The sequence below is a fragment of the Peribacillus sp. NPDC058002 genome (assembly GCF_042886655.1).
GTDB lineage: Bacteria > Bacillota > Bacilli > Bacillales > DSM-1321 > Peribacillus > Peribacillus aracenensis.
This window is the reverse complement of record NZ_JBHVQU010000024.1, coordinates 26,382-41,176: the sequence shown is the minus strand read 5'-3', so window position 1 is coordinate 41,176 and position 14,795 is coordinate 26,382. Positions and strand designations below refer to the sequence as shown.

Annotated in this window: 13 protein-coding genes; 1 reads left to right on the top strand and 12 read right to left on the bottom strand. The window is 41.7% G+C overall.

The window, feature by feature from the left end; translation table 11 throughout:
* Window positions 1-83 precede the first annotated feature (83 nt).
* The 5 genes from ACFVSH_RS07405 to gltC form a co-directional block, all read right to left on the bottom strand.
* Complete coding sequence (locus ACFVSH_RS07405) at window positions 84-749, bottom strand: SurA N-terminal domain-containing protein (protein WP_387705421.1); 666 nt, start codon at window positions 747-749, stop codon at window positions 84-86.
* Window positions 750-778: 29 nt separating this feature from the next.
* Window positions 779-1,288 carry a hypothetical protein gene (locus tag ACFVSH_RS07400; RefSeq protein ID WP_387705419.1) on the bottom strand — a complete coding sequence of 170 codons (510 nt, stop codon included), beginning with the start codon at window positions 1,286-1,288 and terminating at the stop codon, window positions 779-781.
* A 341-nt stretch (window positions 1,289-1,629) separates the two neighbouring features.
* Window positions 1,630-2,829, bottom strand: coding sequence for a class I SAM-dependent rRNA methyltransferase (locus tag ACFVSH_RS07395; RefSeq protein WP_387601576.1), 1,200 nt, complete (start codon window positions 2,827-2,829; stop codon window positions 1,630-1,632).
* Window positions 2,830-2,937: 108 nt separating this feature from the next.
* A complete protein-coding gene (locus tag ACFVSH_RS07390; RefSeq protein WP_387601599.1) occupies window positions 2,938-3,930 on the bottom strand; it encodes a PTS sugar transporter subunit IIC in 993 nt (330 codons plus the stop codon).
* A gap of 403 nt (window positions 3,931-4,333) precedes the next feature.
* Complete coding sequence (gltC, locus tag ACFVSH_RS07385) at window positions 4,334-5,236, bottom strand: glutamate biosynthesis transcriptional regulator GltC (RefSeq protein WP_387601578.1); 903 nt, start codon at window positions 5,234-5,236, stop codon at window positions 4,334-4,336.
* A 156-nt stretch (window positions 5,237-5,392) separates the two neighbouring features.
* On the opposite strand from gltC, the gene gdhA reads away from it, so the two are divergent.
* Window positions 5,393-6,775: an NADP-specific glutamate dehydrogenase gene (gene gdhA / locus ACFVSH_RS07380; RefSeq protein ID WP_387601581.1), complete on the top strand. Its 1,383-nt coding sequence runs from the start codon at window positions 5,393-5,395 to the stop codon at window positions 6,773-6,775.
* A gap of 204 nt (window positions 6,776-6,979) precedes the next feature.
* On the opposite strand, the gene rbsB is transcribed toward gdhA, so the two are convergent.
* The 7 genes from rbsB to ACFVSH_RS07345 all read right to left on the bottom strand — a co-directional run bounded on the left by rbsB (window position 6,980) and on the right by ACFVSH_RS07345 (window position 14,780).
* Entirely contained in the window at window positions 6,980-7,900 is a 921-nt protein-coding gene (gene rbsB / locus ACFVSH_RS07375) for a ribose ABC transporter substrate-binding protein RbsB (protein ID WP_387604945.1), read from the bottom strand.
* Window positions 7,901-7,915: 15 nt separating this feature from the next.
* Window positions 7,916-8,860, bottom strand: coding sequence for an ABC transporter permease (locus tag ACFVSH_RS07370; RefSeq protein WP_192207343.1), 945 nt, complete (start codon window positions 8,858-8,860; stop codon window positions 7,916-7,918).
* Window position 8,861: 1 nt separating this feature from the next.
* Window positions 8,862-10,343, bottom strand: a complete 1,482-nt coding sequence (locus tag ACFVSH_RS07365; protein ID WP_387705417.1) for a sugar ABC transporter ATP-binding protein — start codon at window positions 10,341-10,343, stop codon at window positions 8,862-8,864.
* Window positions 10,344-10,361: 18 nt separating this feature from the next.
* Window positions 10,362-10,754 (bottom strand): D-ribose pyranase, encoded by a 393-nt coding sequence (gene rbsD / locus ACFVSH_RS07360; RefSeq protein ID WP_034316088.1) that lies wholly within the window; start codon window positions 10,752-10,754, stop codon window positions 10,362-10,364.
* Window positions 10,751-11,635, bottom strand: a complete 885-nt coding sequence (gene rbsK, locus ACFVSH_RS07355; protein WP_387604943.1) for a ribokinase — start codon at window positions 11,633-11,635, stop codon at window positions 10,751-10,753. The genes rbsD and rbsK overlap by 4 nt, the downstream gene beginning before the upstream one ends.
* Window positions 11,632-12,618, bottom strand: coding sequence for a LacI family DNA-binding transcriptional regulator (locus ACFVSH_RS07350; protein ID WP_387604942.1), 987 nt, complete (start codon window positions 12,616-12,618; stop codon window positions 11,632-11,634). The genes rbsK and ACFVSH_RS07350 overlap by 4 nt, the downstream gene beginning before the upstream one ends.
* A gap of 350 nt (window positions 12,619-12,968) precedes the next feature.
* Window positions 12,969-14,780 (bottom strand): IucA/IucC family protein, encoded by a 1,812-nt coding sequence (locus tag ACFVSH_RS07345; protein ID WP_387705415.1) that lies wholly within the window; start codon window positions 14,778-14,780, stop codon window positions 12,969-12,971.
* Window positions 14,781-14,795 lie beyond the last annotated feature (15 nt).

The following is a 14,795-nucleotide window of genomic DNA, read 5'->3' as shown; positions in this document are numbered from 1 at the left end:
CGTCCCTATAAGATATAGAAATTACAAAACAAAAAATCTTAGATTTTATATAAATCTAAGATTTTTTGTTTTGAATCGATTAATTATTTATATTTCTTTTTTAGTTGAGATATTTCATCTTTGTGTTTCATTTTAAAATTATCAATATATTTTTCATTTTTTTTGTTCCATTTTGAAGCTTTTTGTTCTTCGTCTTTTATTGCTTTAGTTTCCTTTTTATATAAGTTTTCTTGGCTAATTGTAAATTCATAGCCTGTAGGAACATAAGAATTCCAATATTCATCATGGGTCATCCCAAGTCCTTTAATTAAACTATCAAGCATTTCTTTTACTTGTTTATTATCCGGGTCGTCTTCACTGGCATTTTCGAATTTAAACCTCTCTTCTTTTACTCTCTCCTTTACTTCATCTGAAGAAGGAAATAAATTTAATTCTTTAGCTTTCTCCTTTATGGCAGCTTCCTCGACTATTTGGTTCAATGCAGTTACTTCAGCTTCTTCATTGGACATTTTAGGATCAATGTTTTGATAGAAATTTATTAAAATTAAATATTGATTTTTATCTAGAATCTCTTTGTTAAGCTTCTTTTTCTTCTCATCTACTTTTAGGCTTTTTATATATTTTCCAAGGTCATTAAAAACAGCTTTTTCATCAGATGCTCTTGTTGAATTTGAATTAAAGAGAAACATGCTAGTACTAATTATAGTTACAGTAATTGCTAAAAATATTAAATTCCTTATGGATTTCATATTGCACCTCCGTATTTTAGAAAAATAGATTAGTAACTATAGGATTTCTTCAAAGTATGTACTGATGGGTAGTATGAATTACTCAATGTTACACTAGATGTATGGCTTGATTTTGATTTATTCTTTGTTAGAGTGTAATCTGTTGCATTTCTTTTACAAGTTGCTGATTGTCCACCAATTCCCAAGTAATCACAATAGCTACTTAATGTAATGTGATGTTTTTGAGTCCCGTTAACATATAATTTCGTGAAAGCTCCAAATTTTACTGCTAAAGTACCATCAGAAACTCTTATAGTCGTTTGTCTATCAGAAAGCTTCCAGACTGTAGAAGACTTAGATGAATATTCTTCTTGATAAGAAGCCTTCATTGTAAAACCACCAGCATATTGACCACCTCTAATATATCTTTTCCACCCCTCGAGGTTTGTTTTCTTATAAGATGCTGCTTCGACCTTAATATCTTCTACAAAAACCATACCTGTGACTAAAACCGTAAAAACAAGAAAAATAGATATAATTTTACCAATTTTTTTATTCATTTCAAAAAAATACCTCCTCTTTAATATATTTACATATTTTATCATAGTTATTTGTAAAAATGGAATTTATTTTTAGTATTAATTTATGTTTTAATCACTGGATTTTTCTATGAAAACAACGATGATGTTGCCTATTCTGGACCACTGATCATGCTTACCTACTATGCAGCCCAGTTTTGCATCGCTAACAGCATTCGCAAGAAACCTTCTTTCCAGTTATCGAAAGACTTGCAAAGTGAACGGCCAAACCTTTGAACCCCGAATATCCGTTCGTTTCACATGAAACAATTTTTCATTAAAAAAGGCATCCACAGCTCTAATGGAACTGCGGACGCCCTTTTTCAACCTTTAATTTTCTTAATGAAGACTACTTTTAAATAATTGCCTTCCTTATATTCCCTGATTGTTTTGAAATCAGCCGGTAATGAGAATTGTTCCATGATTTCGTATTTTCCATTCATTTCCTTGAAAGCAACATCAATGAAGCTCTTGAATTTTTTCATATCGAACGTACTGCAATTAGTTGAGGCGATAATGATCCCATTGTCTTCCGTAATGGAAATGGTATCCTTCAATAGATTCGTATAGTCTTTCCCGGCACTAAAAGTAAACTTCTTCGATTTGGCAAAGCTGGGCGGATCAAGGATAACCATTTCAAATTTCAAAGCTTTCTTCACCGCATATTTAAAATACTTGAAAACATCCATCACCACGATATTGTGAGCTTCAGGATCTATGCCATTCACACTGAACTGCTCGATCGTCTTTGGTAAACTGCGATTCGCCAGGTCGACACTCGTTGTTTTAACAGCACCGCCTAAAGCGGCAAACACGGAGAATGCCCCCGTATAGGAGAACATATTCAACACCGTTTTCCCTTTTGAATATTCATCCCGGATTTTCCTTCTGACATCGCGTTGATCAAGGAAGACACCGACCATTGCCCCATCATTCAGATAAACAGCGAAGTGGACTCCATTTTCCTTTACAAGAAGCGGAAATGCCGGCTGTTCGCCCATGACAAAATCGTCTTCATCCACGTACTGCCCCTTTGTATCAAAGCGTTTCTTCTGATAAATCGATTTAACCTCGACCGTTTCCTGCAATGCCTTAATGATGTAGTCTTTAAAGGAATATATTCCTTTGCTATACCAGCTAATGACATAGTGACCATCATAATGATCAATGATTAAACCGCCAATTCCATCACCTTCCCCATTAAACAAGCGGAAAGCTGTAGTCTCCCCATCTTCAAAGAATGACTTTCGGAATTCGCATGCTGCCTGGATTTTTCCGGTAAAGAAGGCCTGATTAATCTTTTCATCTTCTCTTTGGGTCAATACCCAGCCATAGCCCTTATTCTGTTTACCATAATACCCTTTTGCCAGAAAGCGGTTGTTTTCATCCACCAAACGCACCAATGACCCCTCTTCCCTAAGGTCATTAAGGTTGGCTATCGACTCTTTAACAATCAAGGGAAAACCCTTGCCGACTTTACTCACGAATTTAGCCTTCACTTTTATATCTATTTCTTTTCCCATATATATCATCCTATCTATGCATATGCTTTCCTCCCCATTTTACCCTAATCCCTTTATAAATAAAAACCAGCCCGGTTCCTTAACCAGGCTGGTTTCTAGAAACTTTGATTATGAAACTTCCAAATGAAGATCTCCTGGCTTAACTTTACCCATCATCTTCAATACCCGATGCAATGCAAGTGTGATCAAAGCTGGCAATACCATACCCACTGCCACATAAACCAGGAACGTGTACAACCCCTGACCAGTTATGATGGCAATCGGGGCAATCATTGAACTTAACCCCATGCCTCCAAGCTCATACGGCACTTGAAAATCGAATGCCAAGGTAGCGATAGGCGCACAGATGATTGCCGCCACAAAAGGCGGAACTGCATATAATGGTTTCTTGATTAAGTTAGGAAATTGAACTTTTGGCGTAACGACAATCTGTGCCAGGAACCCGCCCATATCATTATCTTTATAAGACATGACAGTGAACCCTACAAACTGAACGGTACATCCGATTAGAGCCGCAGCACTGGAAACGGGATCTAATTGCAGAGCGATCGCCAGTGCAGCGGAAGACGCCGGTGTCATCAATAATATGCTCCATACCAAGGCAATGACCATTGAACCGATTAAGGGAGAACCTGCGACCGCAGCGGTGGTTTGGCTGCTTATCCATGTTAGGAGCGGAGTGGTGACAAGAGCCAGGCCATACCCCGAAACTCCACCGACAAGAACTGCTCCCATTGGGATGGCCATGATGTCCAACTTCGTTTTGCCGATTAGGCGCTTACCTATATATGTTGCAATTACTGCTGCCAAGACAGCACTTAGCGGCTGACCCGTAACAATCGTGAAAGCACCCTCAGCAGTTCTGTGAATGGCAGCACCCCCAACAGCACTTGAAGCCATGGCGCTAAAGATAATTAATGAATTTCCACCTAGCTGATATGCGATGCCTGCTCCTAAAGCCGGTGCCAGCAAGACCTTTGCGGCCCCGCCTATTGCCAGCAAGACCTCCCAATCTAAATATCCCCCTATGGATTCAAACAATAACCCGATCCCTAATGTAACCAAAACAGCGTTGGCTATCCCTGTCGATGCCTTGTACATTCGATCGCTGAAGTATTCTTTCCTGCTCACTATATCTCCACTCCTTATTAATTATCAGAATATTCAATTTTGTAAAATGCAAAAAAAATAAAGGTCTTCATTTTAAAAGCCTATTAAGTATATCGCACCGCTTCCTATAACGTCTGCTCGTATAATAACATGAATTTTCTGATAATGTAAGAAGTATTTTTATTCTAATAAAATAAAAGCGTTTTCAAAAATAAAGGTTTAACCCATTATTATACAAGAAAACACTAATATTATATTATTCCAAAATAGATTTTCCTTTTTAGGATGTGCTACATGGAAGATATTTCGAGACATTTGCGACAAAAAAAAGAACCCGATTCAAGGATTCTCTCACTAGCTGGATATCTGGCTCTAATAGGGACCCACCTTATTCTTATTGAAAACCTTCCAATGTTGCAAAAGTGTCCTTCAAAAATTGGTAAAACAATTTCTCCGTTGGCATAAGTTCCCGGTCAGTTGGAACGATGACCCCTACAGCCCTGGTAACAGACGGTTCCTCCAGCGACAATTTAACCGTAAAACGTGGCAAGCTATCAATCAAGGAAATCTCAGGTATCAAGGTTATACCCAACCCTGCCCCCACCAGGCCTTTTATAGCATCAGTATCTTTTCCTTCAAATGCCACTTCCGGTTCAAAGCCATGCAGTTTGCAAGCTTTCATGACAAGATCCCTTAAAACATAGCCCTTTGGAGATAGGATGAATGGATTTCCTTTAAGTTCATTCAAGCATAGTGATTTCTTCAAGGCCAAAGGATGACTTTCTGGTAAAAGGGCAACTAAGTTCTCAATAAATAGCGTTTCACCTTTGATTTTCTTTTCATTCGTCGGCAGAGGCCCGATCAAGGCCATGTTAATATTACCTTTTATTACCGAATCTATCAGGTATCGATATGAGCCTTGTTTCAAAGTGAACTTTGCCTGCGGATAACTTTCCCTGAAGTCGGAAATGACCCTTGGCAATACATAAGAAGCCAAACTGCTGGGAAAGCCAATGCGGATTGTCCCTTTTTCTGGATCCAGACTTTCAGCCATCTCACGCTTGGCACGATCGATTATATCCATAGCTTGTTCCATATTCGTTAAAAATGTATGTCCTATAGGCGTCAATCTGATCTTTCGGCCTTCCCGGATAAAAAGGGGCACACCTAATTCTTCTTCTAAATTGTAGATTTGACGACTGACTGCCGACTGGGCAACATGCAAGTTCACTGCTGCTTCCGTCATATGTTCACGCTTTGCCACTTCAATGAAATATTCGATTTGCCTTAATTCCACTCTAAGCTCCCTCTTCCATATCAAAACAGCATGTTACTTATCTAATATTCAGATTGTTTGTTTTATTTTTAAATTATATCATGAAAGTATCGTATAAAGACTGATATCTTATTCAATTGTATTTTAAGACTAAATTACCTTAAGGGAGAGAGAACAATGACCACTTCACAAGAAGTCGAGCATAAGGAATTACAAGTTGCCAAAGAGTTCGTAAGTCAAGTATATGCACAGGTGAAGGAGCGCAACCCCCACGAAAGTGAGTTCCATCAAGCCGTAAAAGAGATATTCCTTTCATTGGTCCCCGTTTTTGCAAATCATCCTGAATATATGAAAAGCGGAATATTGGAGAGGCTGGTTGAACCCGAAAGAATGATCACCTTCCGTGTTACATGGGTTGATGACCTGGGAAATGTTCAAGTCAACCGTGGTTTTCGTGTACAATTCAACAGTGCAATCGGGCCATTCAAAGGCGGTCTTCGATTCCATCCCACTGTCAATTCCAGCATCATAAAGTTTCTTGGTTTCGAGCAAATCTTTAAAAACTCTCTTACTGGCCAGCCGATCGGTGGGGGAAAAGGCGGATCGGACTTCGATCCTAAAGGAAAATCGGACGCGGAAATCATGCGCTTTTGCCAAAGTTTCATGGCAGAACTAGCTCGCTATATCGGACCTGATACAGATGTACCGGCTGGAGATATCGGAGTCGGTGCAAGGGAGATCGGTTACCTGTTCGGTCAGTATAAAAAGATGCAAGGCAGCTACCATGCTGGTGTCTTAACCGGTAAAGGCATAAGTTACGGCGGAAGTTTGGCCCGTACAGAAGCGACTGGTTATGGAACGGTTTACTTCGTCGAAGAAATGCTAAAAGACAAAGGGTTACAATTCCATGGCAGCACTGTCGTTATCTCCGGATCTGGCAATGTATCCATTTATGCCATTGAAAAAGCTACACAGCTAGGCGCAAAAGTTGTTGCATGCAGCGACTCCAATGGCTATATATATGATGAAAATGGCCTGAACCTTGACACAGTTCGACGTCTAAAAGAAGTGGAACGAAAACGTTTGAGCGAGTATGTCGATACGCACCCGGAAGCCGTATACCATGAAGGAAGCTATGGTATTTGGTCTGTACCATGTGACATCGCACTGCCTTGTGCCACACAAAATGAAATCGATGAAGAAGCAGCAAAATTACTGGTCAAAAACAATGTGAAGGCAGTTGGTGAGGGTGCCAATATGCCCTCAACCCTCGAGGCCATTGATGTATTCCTTAATAACGGCATCCTTTTTGGACCAGCAAAAGCAGCCAATGCAGGCGGTGTTGCCGTTTCTGCACTTGAAATGGCCCAAAACAGTGCCAGAATGCCTTGGACTTTTGAAGATGTCGATACCAAGCTGCACGAGATCATGAAAAACATCTATAAAAATAGTGTAGAGGCCGCAGAGGCATATGGTGCGCCTGGCAACTTAGTTGTCGGGGCCAATATTGCCGGATTCCTTAAAGTGGCGGATGCGATGCTGACTCAAGGTATACTCTAGCAATCAGTTGATTTAGGAGGAGGTTCCGACAAGGACTGCCTTACTTTTGTAGAAGAGCGTTTTCACTTTCTTATACCACTCATTCATATCAATTCAAGCTGGGTATCCACAATTAGATAACATCAATTGGATTCAAAACATTTCTTTCTTACGACAAAAAAGAGTGCCGGAAAAGTTCTGGCACTCTTTTTGTTGAAAAGACAATCATTCTTTTGTGACCAATTTCAATGGAACGGATATTGTGTCATCCACTTTGTCACCTTTTAGGATTTTTTCAGACGCATTAACCGCTTCTTCACCGATAAGTGCCGGTTGTTGGGCGATTGTAGCTTTTAGTTCACCGTTTTCAACTGCTTTCAATGCATCATCATTTCCGTCAAAACCAACCACGATGATGTCTTTTCCTGCTGCCTTGATTGCTTCAATGGCCCCTAGTGCCATTTCATCATTATGGGCGAATACCGCTTGGATGTCTTTATTGCCTTGCAGGATATTTTCCATGACATTAAGCCCTTTTGTCCGGTCGAATTCCGCCGTTTGGCTTGTCAGGACATCTAACTGCTTGTCCGCAATATTGTGGAAACCTTTCCCGCGTTCACGAGTTGCGGAAGCTCCGGATACCCCTTCAAGCTCCACTACTTTCGCTTTATCGCCAAGCTCCTTAACTAGATATTCTGCAGCCATTTCCCCGCCAGCCACATTGTCGGAAGCGATGAATGTTTCAATGTCACCTTCGTCTGAAGAGCGGTCAATCGTGATTACCGGAATGCCCGCTTCATTTGCTGATTGAACGGCTGAAGATATTGCCGCAGAGTCAGTAGGATTCACAAGAAGGACATCAACCTTTTGAAGAATTAAATCTTCAATTCCGCTAATTTGTTTTGCCGTATCATCTTGGGCGTCAACAACTGTGACTTTCATGCCTTTTTCTTTTGCTTCTTTTTCAATGCCATCTTTTAAGGAAACGAAGAATGGGTTGTTTAAAGTAGAGATGCTGACTCCGACTTTCACGTCTTTCATGGAGTCTTTCTTTCCTTTTTTATCATCCGATAAACCAGAGTCCATTGAACAGGCAGCCAAGACCATTAAAGAAAGAACCATGATAATTGATACTATTTTTTTCATTGATTACACCTCTTCTTATGATTTTTTACGGTCAAGTAAGACCGCGATTAATATAACTGCACCCTTTACCACTTGCTGGTAGAAAGAGGATACACCAAGTAAATTCATGCCGTTATTCAAGGTACCGATGATCAGGACACCCACCAGCGTACCGAACAACCGCCCTTTACCGCCTGAAAGGCTCGTTCCGCCTAGCACCACGGCTGCAATGGCATCCATTTCATAGGATTGGCCTGCAGTCGGCTGTGCCGAATTAAGACGGGATGTTAAAATGGCACCAGCGATTGCCGCCATCGTACCGGCCAGACCATATATGGCCACCTTGACTCGGTCAACTTTAATCCCTGAAATACGGGAAGCCTTTTCATTTCCCCCAATGGCATATGTTTTACGGCCAAAGGATGTTTTATGAAGCAGGAACCATAGGATCAAGAAAGCGATGACCATCACCACGGCCGGTACTGGCAGTCCCAGGAAGTAACCTCTCCCAAGCATCTGGAACATTTCAGAATCGCCGATTCCAGTAATCGGCTTTCCATCTGTATACACAAGCGTTAATCCCCGGAAAATCGTCATGGTTGCCAGTGTCACGATGAAAGGGGCCATTTTCCCCTTTGAAACGAGAATCCCATTGATTACACCCATTATTGCACCTAGTAGAATCCCTACTAGTATAGCTAAAATCGGATCTAATCCCGAGACCATCATACCAGCCATAAGTGCGCTGGATAGAGCTAAAATGGAACCGACGGACAAGTCGATGCCACCTGTCAATATGATAAATGTCATTCCAAATGCAATAAGTGCATTGATGGAGGTTTGACGCAATAAATTCAAAATATTATTCGGTTCCATGAATGATGGATTTAAAACGGTTATTACGATAAATAAAAGTACCAGGGCGAGTAACGGACCAAATTTCTGCCAGATCCCGCTTTTCCCTGTAGCCTCAAGTTTCATCCTAGTTCCCTCCTGTCGCCAATGCCATAATTTTTTCTTGTGTCGCTTCATGCTTTAACAATTCCCCAGCAATTTCACCTTCGTGAACCACAAGGATTCTATCACTCATTCCAATGATTTCGGGTAGTTCTGACGAAACCATGATGATGGCTATGCCCCGCTCCGTCAATTCATTCATCAATTCATAAATTTCACGTTTCGCACCAACATCTATGCCCCGGGTCGGTTCATCCATGATTAAAACTTTAGGGGAAGTGCCGATCCACTTGGCTATTACCACCTTCTGTTGATTTCCTCCGGATAGATTGCCGATGACCGTTTCGGCAGAAGATGTCTTCACATGAAGTCGCTTAATCATCATTTCGGCAAAGTTCATCTCATCTTCCGTTTTTACGATTCCGCCAGGAGCAAAACTCTTGAGATTCGGCAAGCCGATATTTTCCCTTACAGAAAAGTCCAGAATCAACCCCTCTTCTTTACGATTTTCCGTAATGAAAGCCAGGCCGTGCCGAACTGCATCAGTTGGTTTCCGTATGGAAACTTTTTTGCCTTCAATGGTAATTTCACCACTGTCTATTTGATCGACACCAAATAGGGCGCGCATTATTTCTGTTCTGCCTGCTCCCATTAATCCGGCTACACCGACAATCTCACCTTGCCGAACCGAGAAATGGATATCTTCAAAAAGCCCCTTTTTAGTTAAACCTTTTACATCAAGGACTATGTCGCCAGCATTCGCTTCACGATGAGGAAACCGATCCTCCAGCTCCCGCCCGACCATTTTCTGAACGACTTCATCGAAATTTGTATCTGCAATTCTTTTCGTATCGACTGTTTTACCGTCACGCATTACGGTGATCCTGTCACAAATGGCGAATATTTCTTCCATTCGGTGAGAAATATAAACAAGCGATACTCCCTTTTTGGTAAGTCCCTTCATCACTTCAAAGAGCTTCTCTATTTCTCTATCAGTTAAAGCGGCTGTGGGCTCGTCCATGATGATGACTTCGGCATCCGTCATGAGCGCCTTGGCAATTTCAATCATTTGCTGTTCCCCGACAGAACAAAGTCCAGCTTCCTTATCAAAAGGAAGGGAAATATTAAGTGTTTTAAAAATCTCGTTTGCACGCGCTTTCATTTGTTTCTCCTTCAGGACACCGAAGGCATTCACCATTTCCCTGCCGATAAATAGATTCTCCAGCACAGTCATTTCCGGCCAAATATTCAATTCCTGACGGATAAAGGCCATTCCCGCCTCTTCCGCTTCCTTTGAATCCTTGAATGAGGTTTCTTTACCGTTAATCTCAATCGTTCCTTGATCTTGTTTGTGCAGCCCGGTCAAAATGTTCATCAAGGTTGATTTCCCCGCTCCATTTTCCCCCATTAGTGCATGTACTTCCCCAGCCTCTAAAGAAAAATGAACACCTTCCAATACCTTGTTTTGACCAAATGCTTTATAAATATTGTGCATTTCGATTTGCATGCTCATCATCTCATTTCTTTAAAAGAATACTCCAGACTGCAATATGCAATTTGAATATGGCGTCGTCTCCCCGGTCCGGATTATTGCTTTCGCGTTACTTGTCAGCCTTTTAAAATCCTCATGGGAAACATATTCAATCGCTGCTCCGAATTGCTGCTCCATGTATTGATGCTGTTCCGGGTTTTTAACCTTCACTTCTGTGGCAGCGATAACTTTTTCAACAACCATATCTTCGTGAACCGCCCGGACGACATCTTGAAATGATGGTGTTCCAGGCGTCAATGCTAAGTCTATCTTGCAAACTCCTGGTGGCACCGGCAGCCCGGCATCACCTACGACAATATAATCGGTATGACCAAGGTCAACCAGGACCTTGGCTATTGAACTGTTGATGATTCCTTGACGTTTCATGCTTCAAAGCCCCTCTCGACCTCTAACCTTTGCGGCATTCCACCTTGAGCGCCTAACTTCGTCACGGAAATGGAGGCTGCCCGGTTCGCGAATGACAAACATTCGTCAAAACTTTTTCCTTCTGCAACCGCCACGGCAAAGGCAGCATTGAATGTATCCCCTGCACCTGTTGTATCCACCGCTTCGACTTCAAAGCTTGGAACAACCTTTTCTTCATGTCCGTCAAAATAACGGACACCATTTTTTCCTTCGGTAATGAATAATTTATTTGGATACTCGGTCAAGACTTTCGTTCTATCTCTCCCATTGAATAGAATCTCGAATTCATGCTCATTCGGAGTAAGGAATGACGCCTGTTGAATGACAGCCTCGCTTAGCTTGCGGGCGGGAGCTGGGTTCAATAGTAATCTCTTTTGAAGCGTGTTGCACATTTCAGCCAGATATTCCACGGTTTCCTCTGGTATTTCCTGCTGGACCATCACGATATCCGATTCCTCTATCACCTTTTTCGCCTTTTGTACATATTCGGGAGTAATGAAATCATTCGCACCTTTAACAACAATAATGCTGTTATCCCCTTCCGAAAGGGTAATGTGTGCTGTCCCGGAAGCGGAACCTGTAACCGGTTCCACATACTCCGTATTTACATGATTTTTTTTCAGGTTTTCTAAGATGATCTCTCCATAGACATCATCCCCTACACATCCAACCATTGACACTTCTGCACCAAGACGTGCGGCTGCAACAGCCTGATTGGCCCCCTTTCCTCCAGGGACCGTGATAAATGACTCTCCTAAAACCGTTTCCCCGGCCATTGGCCTCTTAGTCGATGTCACCACTAAATCCATTGAAGAACTTCCCACTACTGTAATTCTAATCATGTCTTCTCCGCCTTCCTTCTCGTTGTTTGTCTCTCCACAAAAGAAACAGGGAGCTTTTTATGTGTTACTTCCATTTTTTCTTGATCGATCTTTTTAATTAGCATTTCTGCCGCTTGTGCCCCCATCTCATAGGCTGGCTGCCGAATTGTCGATAACGGTGGGTGCAATAACGCCGTGAAGGAGATATCATCATAGCCGATCAATTGTATGTCTTCCGGTATTCGTATTCCCCGTTTTAAAATCTCTTGAAGTGCGGCAGCTGCAACAATATCATTACAAGCAATGATTCCATCCGTTTCCGGATATTTCTCGAACAGCTGCTTCACGCAAGTTTGGCCGCCCTGAAGTGTTAGGGATGAATCTATGACTTGCACGTTCACTTTTGCTTGTTTCAATTCCTCCAGTGCTGCCATGTACCGTTCATATACAGGCTTTATTTCGACTGGCCCCCTAATGAGGACGATATTCGTACTGCCTCTATCCAGCAATACGCGTGCCGCCAGTTTACCGCCTGTTTTTTGATCGGAATAAACAGCTGGTAATTTCTCTCCCGTACGGTCGAGAAGGACTACTGGAATATCCAGATTATCGAAATTTTCATTGGCTTCTACACTAGTGGAAGCAATCATGCCCACTACATTATTTTGCAGAAAAGTGTCAATATATTCTATTTCTTTATCTCTCTTTTCATCACTATTTCCAAAAATTAACCGATATCCAAATTGCTGCAGATAATCCTCGACACCTCTTGCCATTTCTGGGAAGAAGGGATTCGTAATGTCCGGTAAAATCAATCCAACCAATTTGGATTTACGTTTGTAGAGGGATCTTGCCACTTCATTCGGTTTATAATTTAATTTTTCAACAGCCGCCATGACCACCTTTTTTGTGTCCTCATGTGCATAACCACTGCCATTCATAACTCTGGAAACCGTTGCCACAGAAACCCCAGCTTCCTTTGCCACATCCCGAATAGTTGCCAATATATCACCCTCAATAATTTTGTGTAACCGTTTACACATAGCTTATCACCAAATTATATGAACGGCAAGCCCTATTCCAAAGATAATTTTTAGGTAATTCGAACCAAATAGGATAACATAATCTTATTTATGCGTATATTTATTAACCATTCCCGCTTTATAAACTTTATAACAAAGTTGATTGGAACAGGTGTACGAGACTCCTGCGGGAAAAGCGCGTCTAGGGGAGACACCGCAGGCGCAAGCCGGGGGCTGACCGCCCGCGGAAAGCGAGTTCCTGGAGCGGAAATCAACGGTCAATTGGTAAAAGCCAAAAGAAAACTGGCCCAAAAGTCTGAGCCAGTTTAACTTTATAGCGTTTTTGCAGGTAACTTTTCATAAAGGGCATTATTCACATGCCCGAATTCAGATGCATGCGGACGGTCTTCACCATCGCTATATCCATATTGAAGCATCCGATTTCTATTCAGGCAGAGTTTCGTCAATTTTGGCGCAAAGAAATTGAATGTATCGAAACGATCCTGTAACTTAGGGAATTTTTTCTGATGCGTAAGGATTGTTTGAGCTACGCCTTCCCAAAAAGCATTCTCATCCAAAAGGGACCTCTTCATCAGGAGTGTTGACAAGTATCGGAAATGACAGATGAATAGTCCCGTGAAAATGAATTGAACCAGCCCCTCGGGAGTCTCACTTCTTAGTACTTTCCTTAAATCATTAGGAAGCTTGCTTAATTCAGGAAGCGGCTGATCACTGACGTTCACATCATCCACAAAATCCTTGATGGCCAAACGGTGAGGCTTGTAATCCTTCAAAACTAAAATGGTATTTTGACCATGCGGCGAGAAGACCAATCCATATTGATAAATAAAATGTAGCAATGGTGATAGAATGACGTCGAACAATTGAGCTGTCCAGGCATCTGCAGTCAATCCCGATTTTTCAATGAGGCTTTCTACATATGGTTTCCCTTTGCTGTCCACATGTAAAAGGGACGCAAGCGTAATGGGCTTTTCACCGTCTTCCATATAACTGTATATGCTTTCTCTCCAAATACCACCCAGCATCTCTAAATATTGATAGGGTACATTCTCTAGTTTGGAATAATACGGGTGATCAACATTTAAACTGGCCACTTCACCAGGAAGCACTACTTTGCATTGTTCTTTCAAGAATGAATCATTTTGATAAATGTTCTTTATATACGTTGTGATTTTTGGGGCAATGACCGTGCGTTCAGCTGGCAATCCTCGGTAGACCAGCGTATTTAAAATGCTCATCGGCAGCTTGACGTGGTGTTTATCCTTATTCGATACATTAACGAATGTCCGGATGGATTGTTGCGGCAGATACTTATCAGGGCCATTTCCCAAAGCTACGATCAGCCCTTTGGCCAAGTCATCCGTAAAGTTCTGGATGATTACATTCTTCCACTGCCATTCATGGACTGGGAGATAGTAATAGTTTTCTGCGTTCAGCCCTTTTTCCGTCAATATCTTTGCAAAAGATTTTTGGGTTTCCCCATCCAGTTCATTCTCCATCAATTGCTTATAGGATAACGTTTCGACTGAATTGAACTCCCCCCTCGTTTGATGGACGGCAATCCAAGATAACTGAACTTCCTTCTGGTTTTCTGGAGCGAACTTCAAATAATCATCATAACCGAAACCGATTCTTCCCTTGTTATAAGCAATCCAAGGGTGACCGCTCATTTCTCCTTCAAGTAATGCATAATCCAGTTCGACTAAACCATCTGCATCTTGTTCAGGTTTGGATAGCAATTGAAGATCCGCAAGCAGCGTATGATGGAATTCCTTGATTAAATGTCCTGTAGTTTCTGCAGTCATCCCAATTAATGGCTGGATGTCTAAAATGAATTGAATGGCATCATTGGCCTGTGTAAAGCCTTCCTTTTCACATACCTGGATCGACTCGGCCTGTACTTCATAGCTGTCAAAAAGACGGGGCAATGCCAAAAATTGATAAGATTTCCCCTCATTTATTTTTAACTCATATAGGTTTCCCGTTGCATTTTCGTTCAGAATTGCTGGATGGATCATATCTTCATACATATACTCAGAAATCATCTTGGCCAGCAGGTTTTGGTTTACTATCGACCAATTGTTTTCTGAAACCGCCTGTTCCACCTCTTTTATGAACTGCATATCATTCTCCCCTTC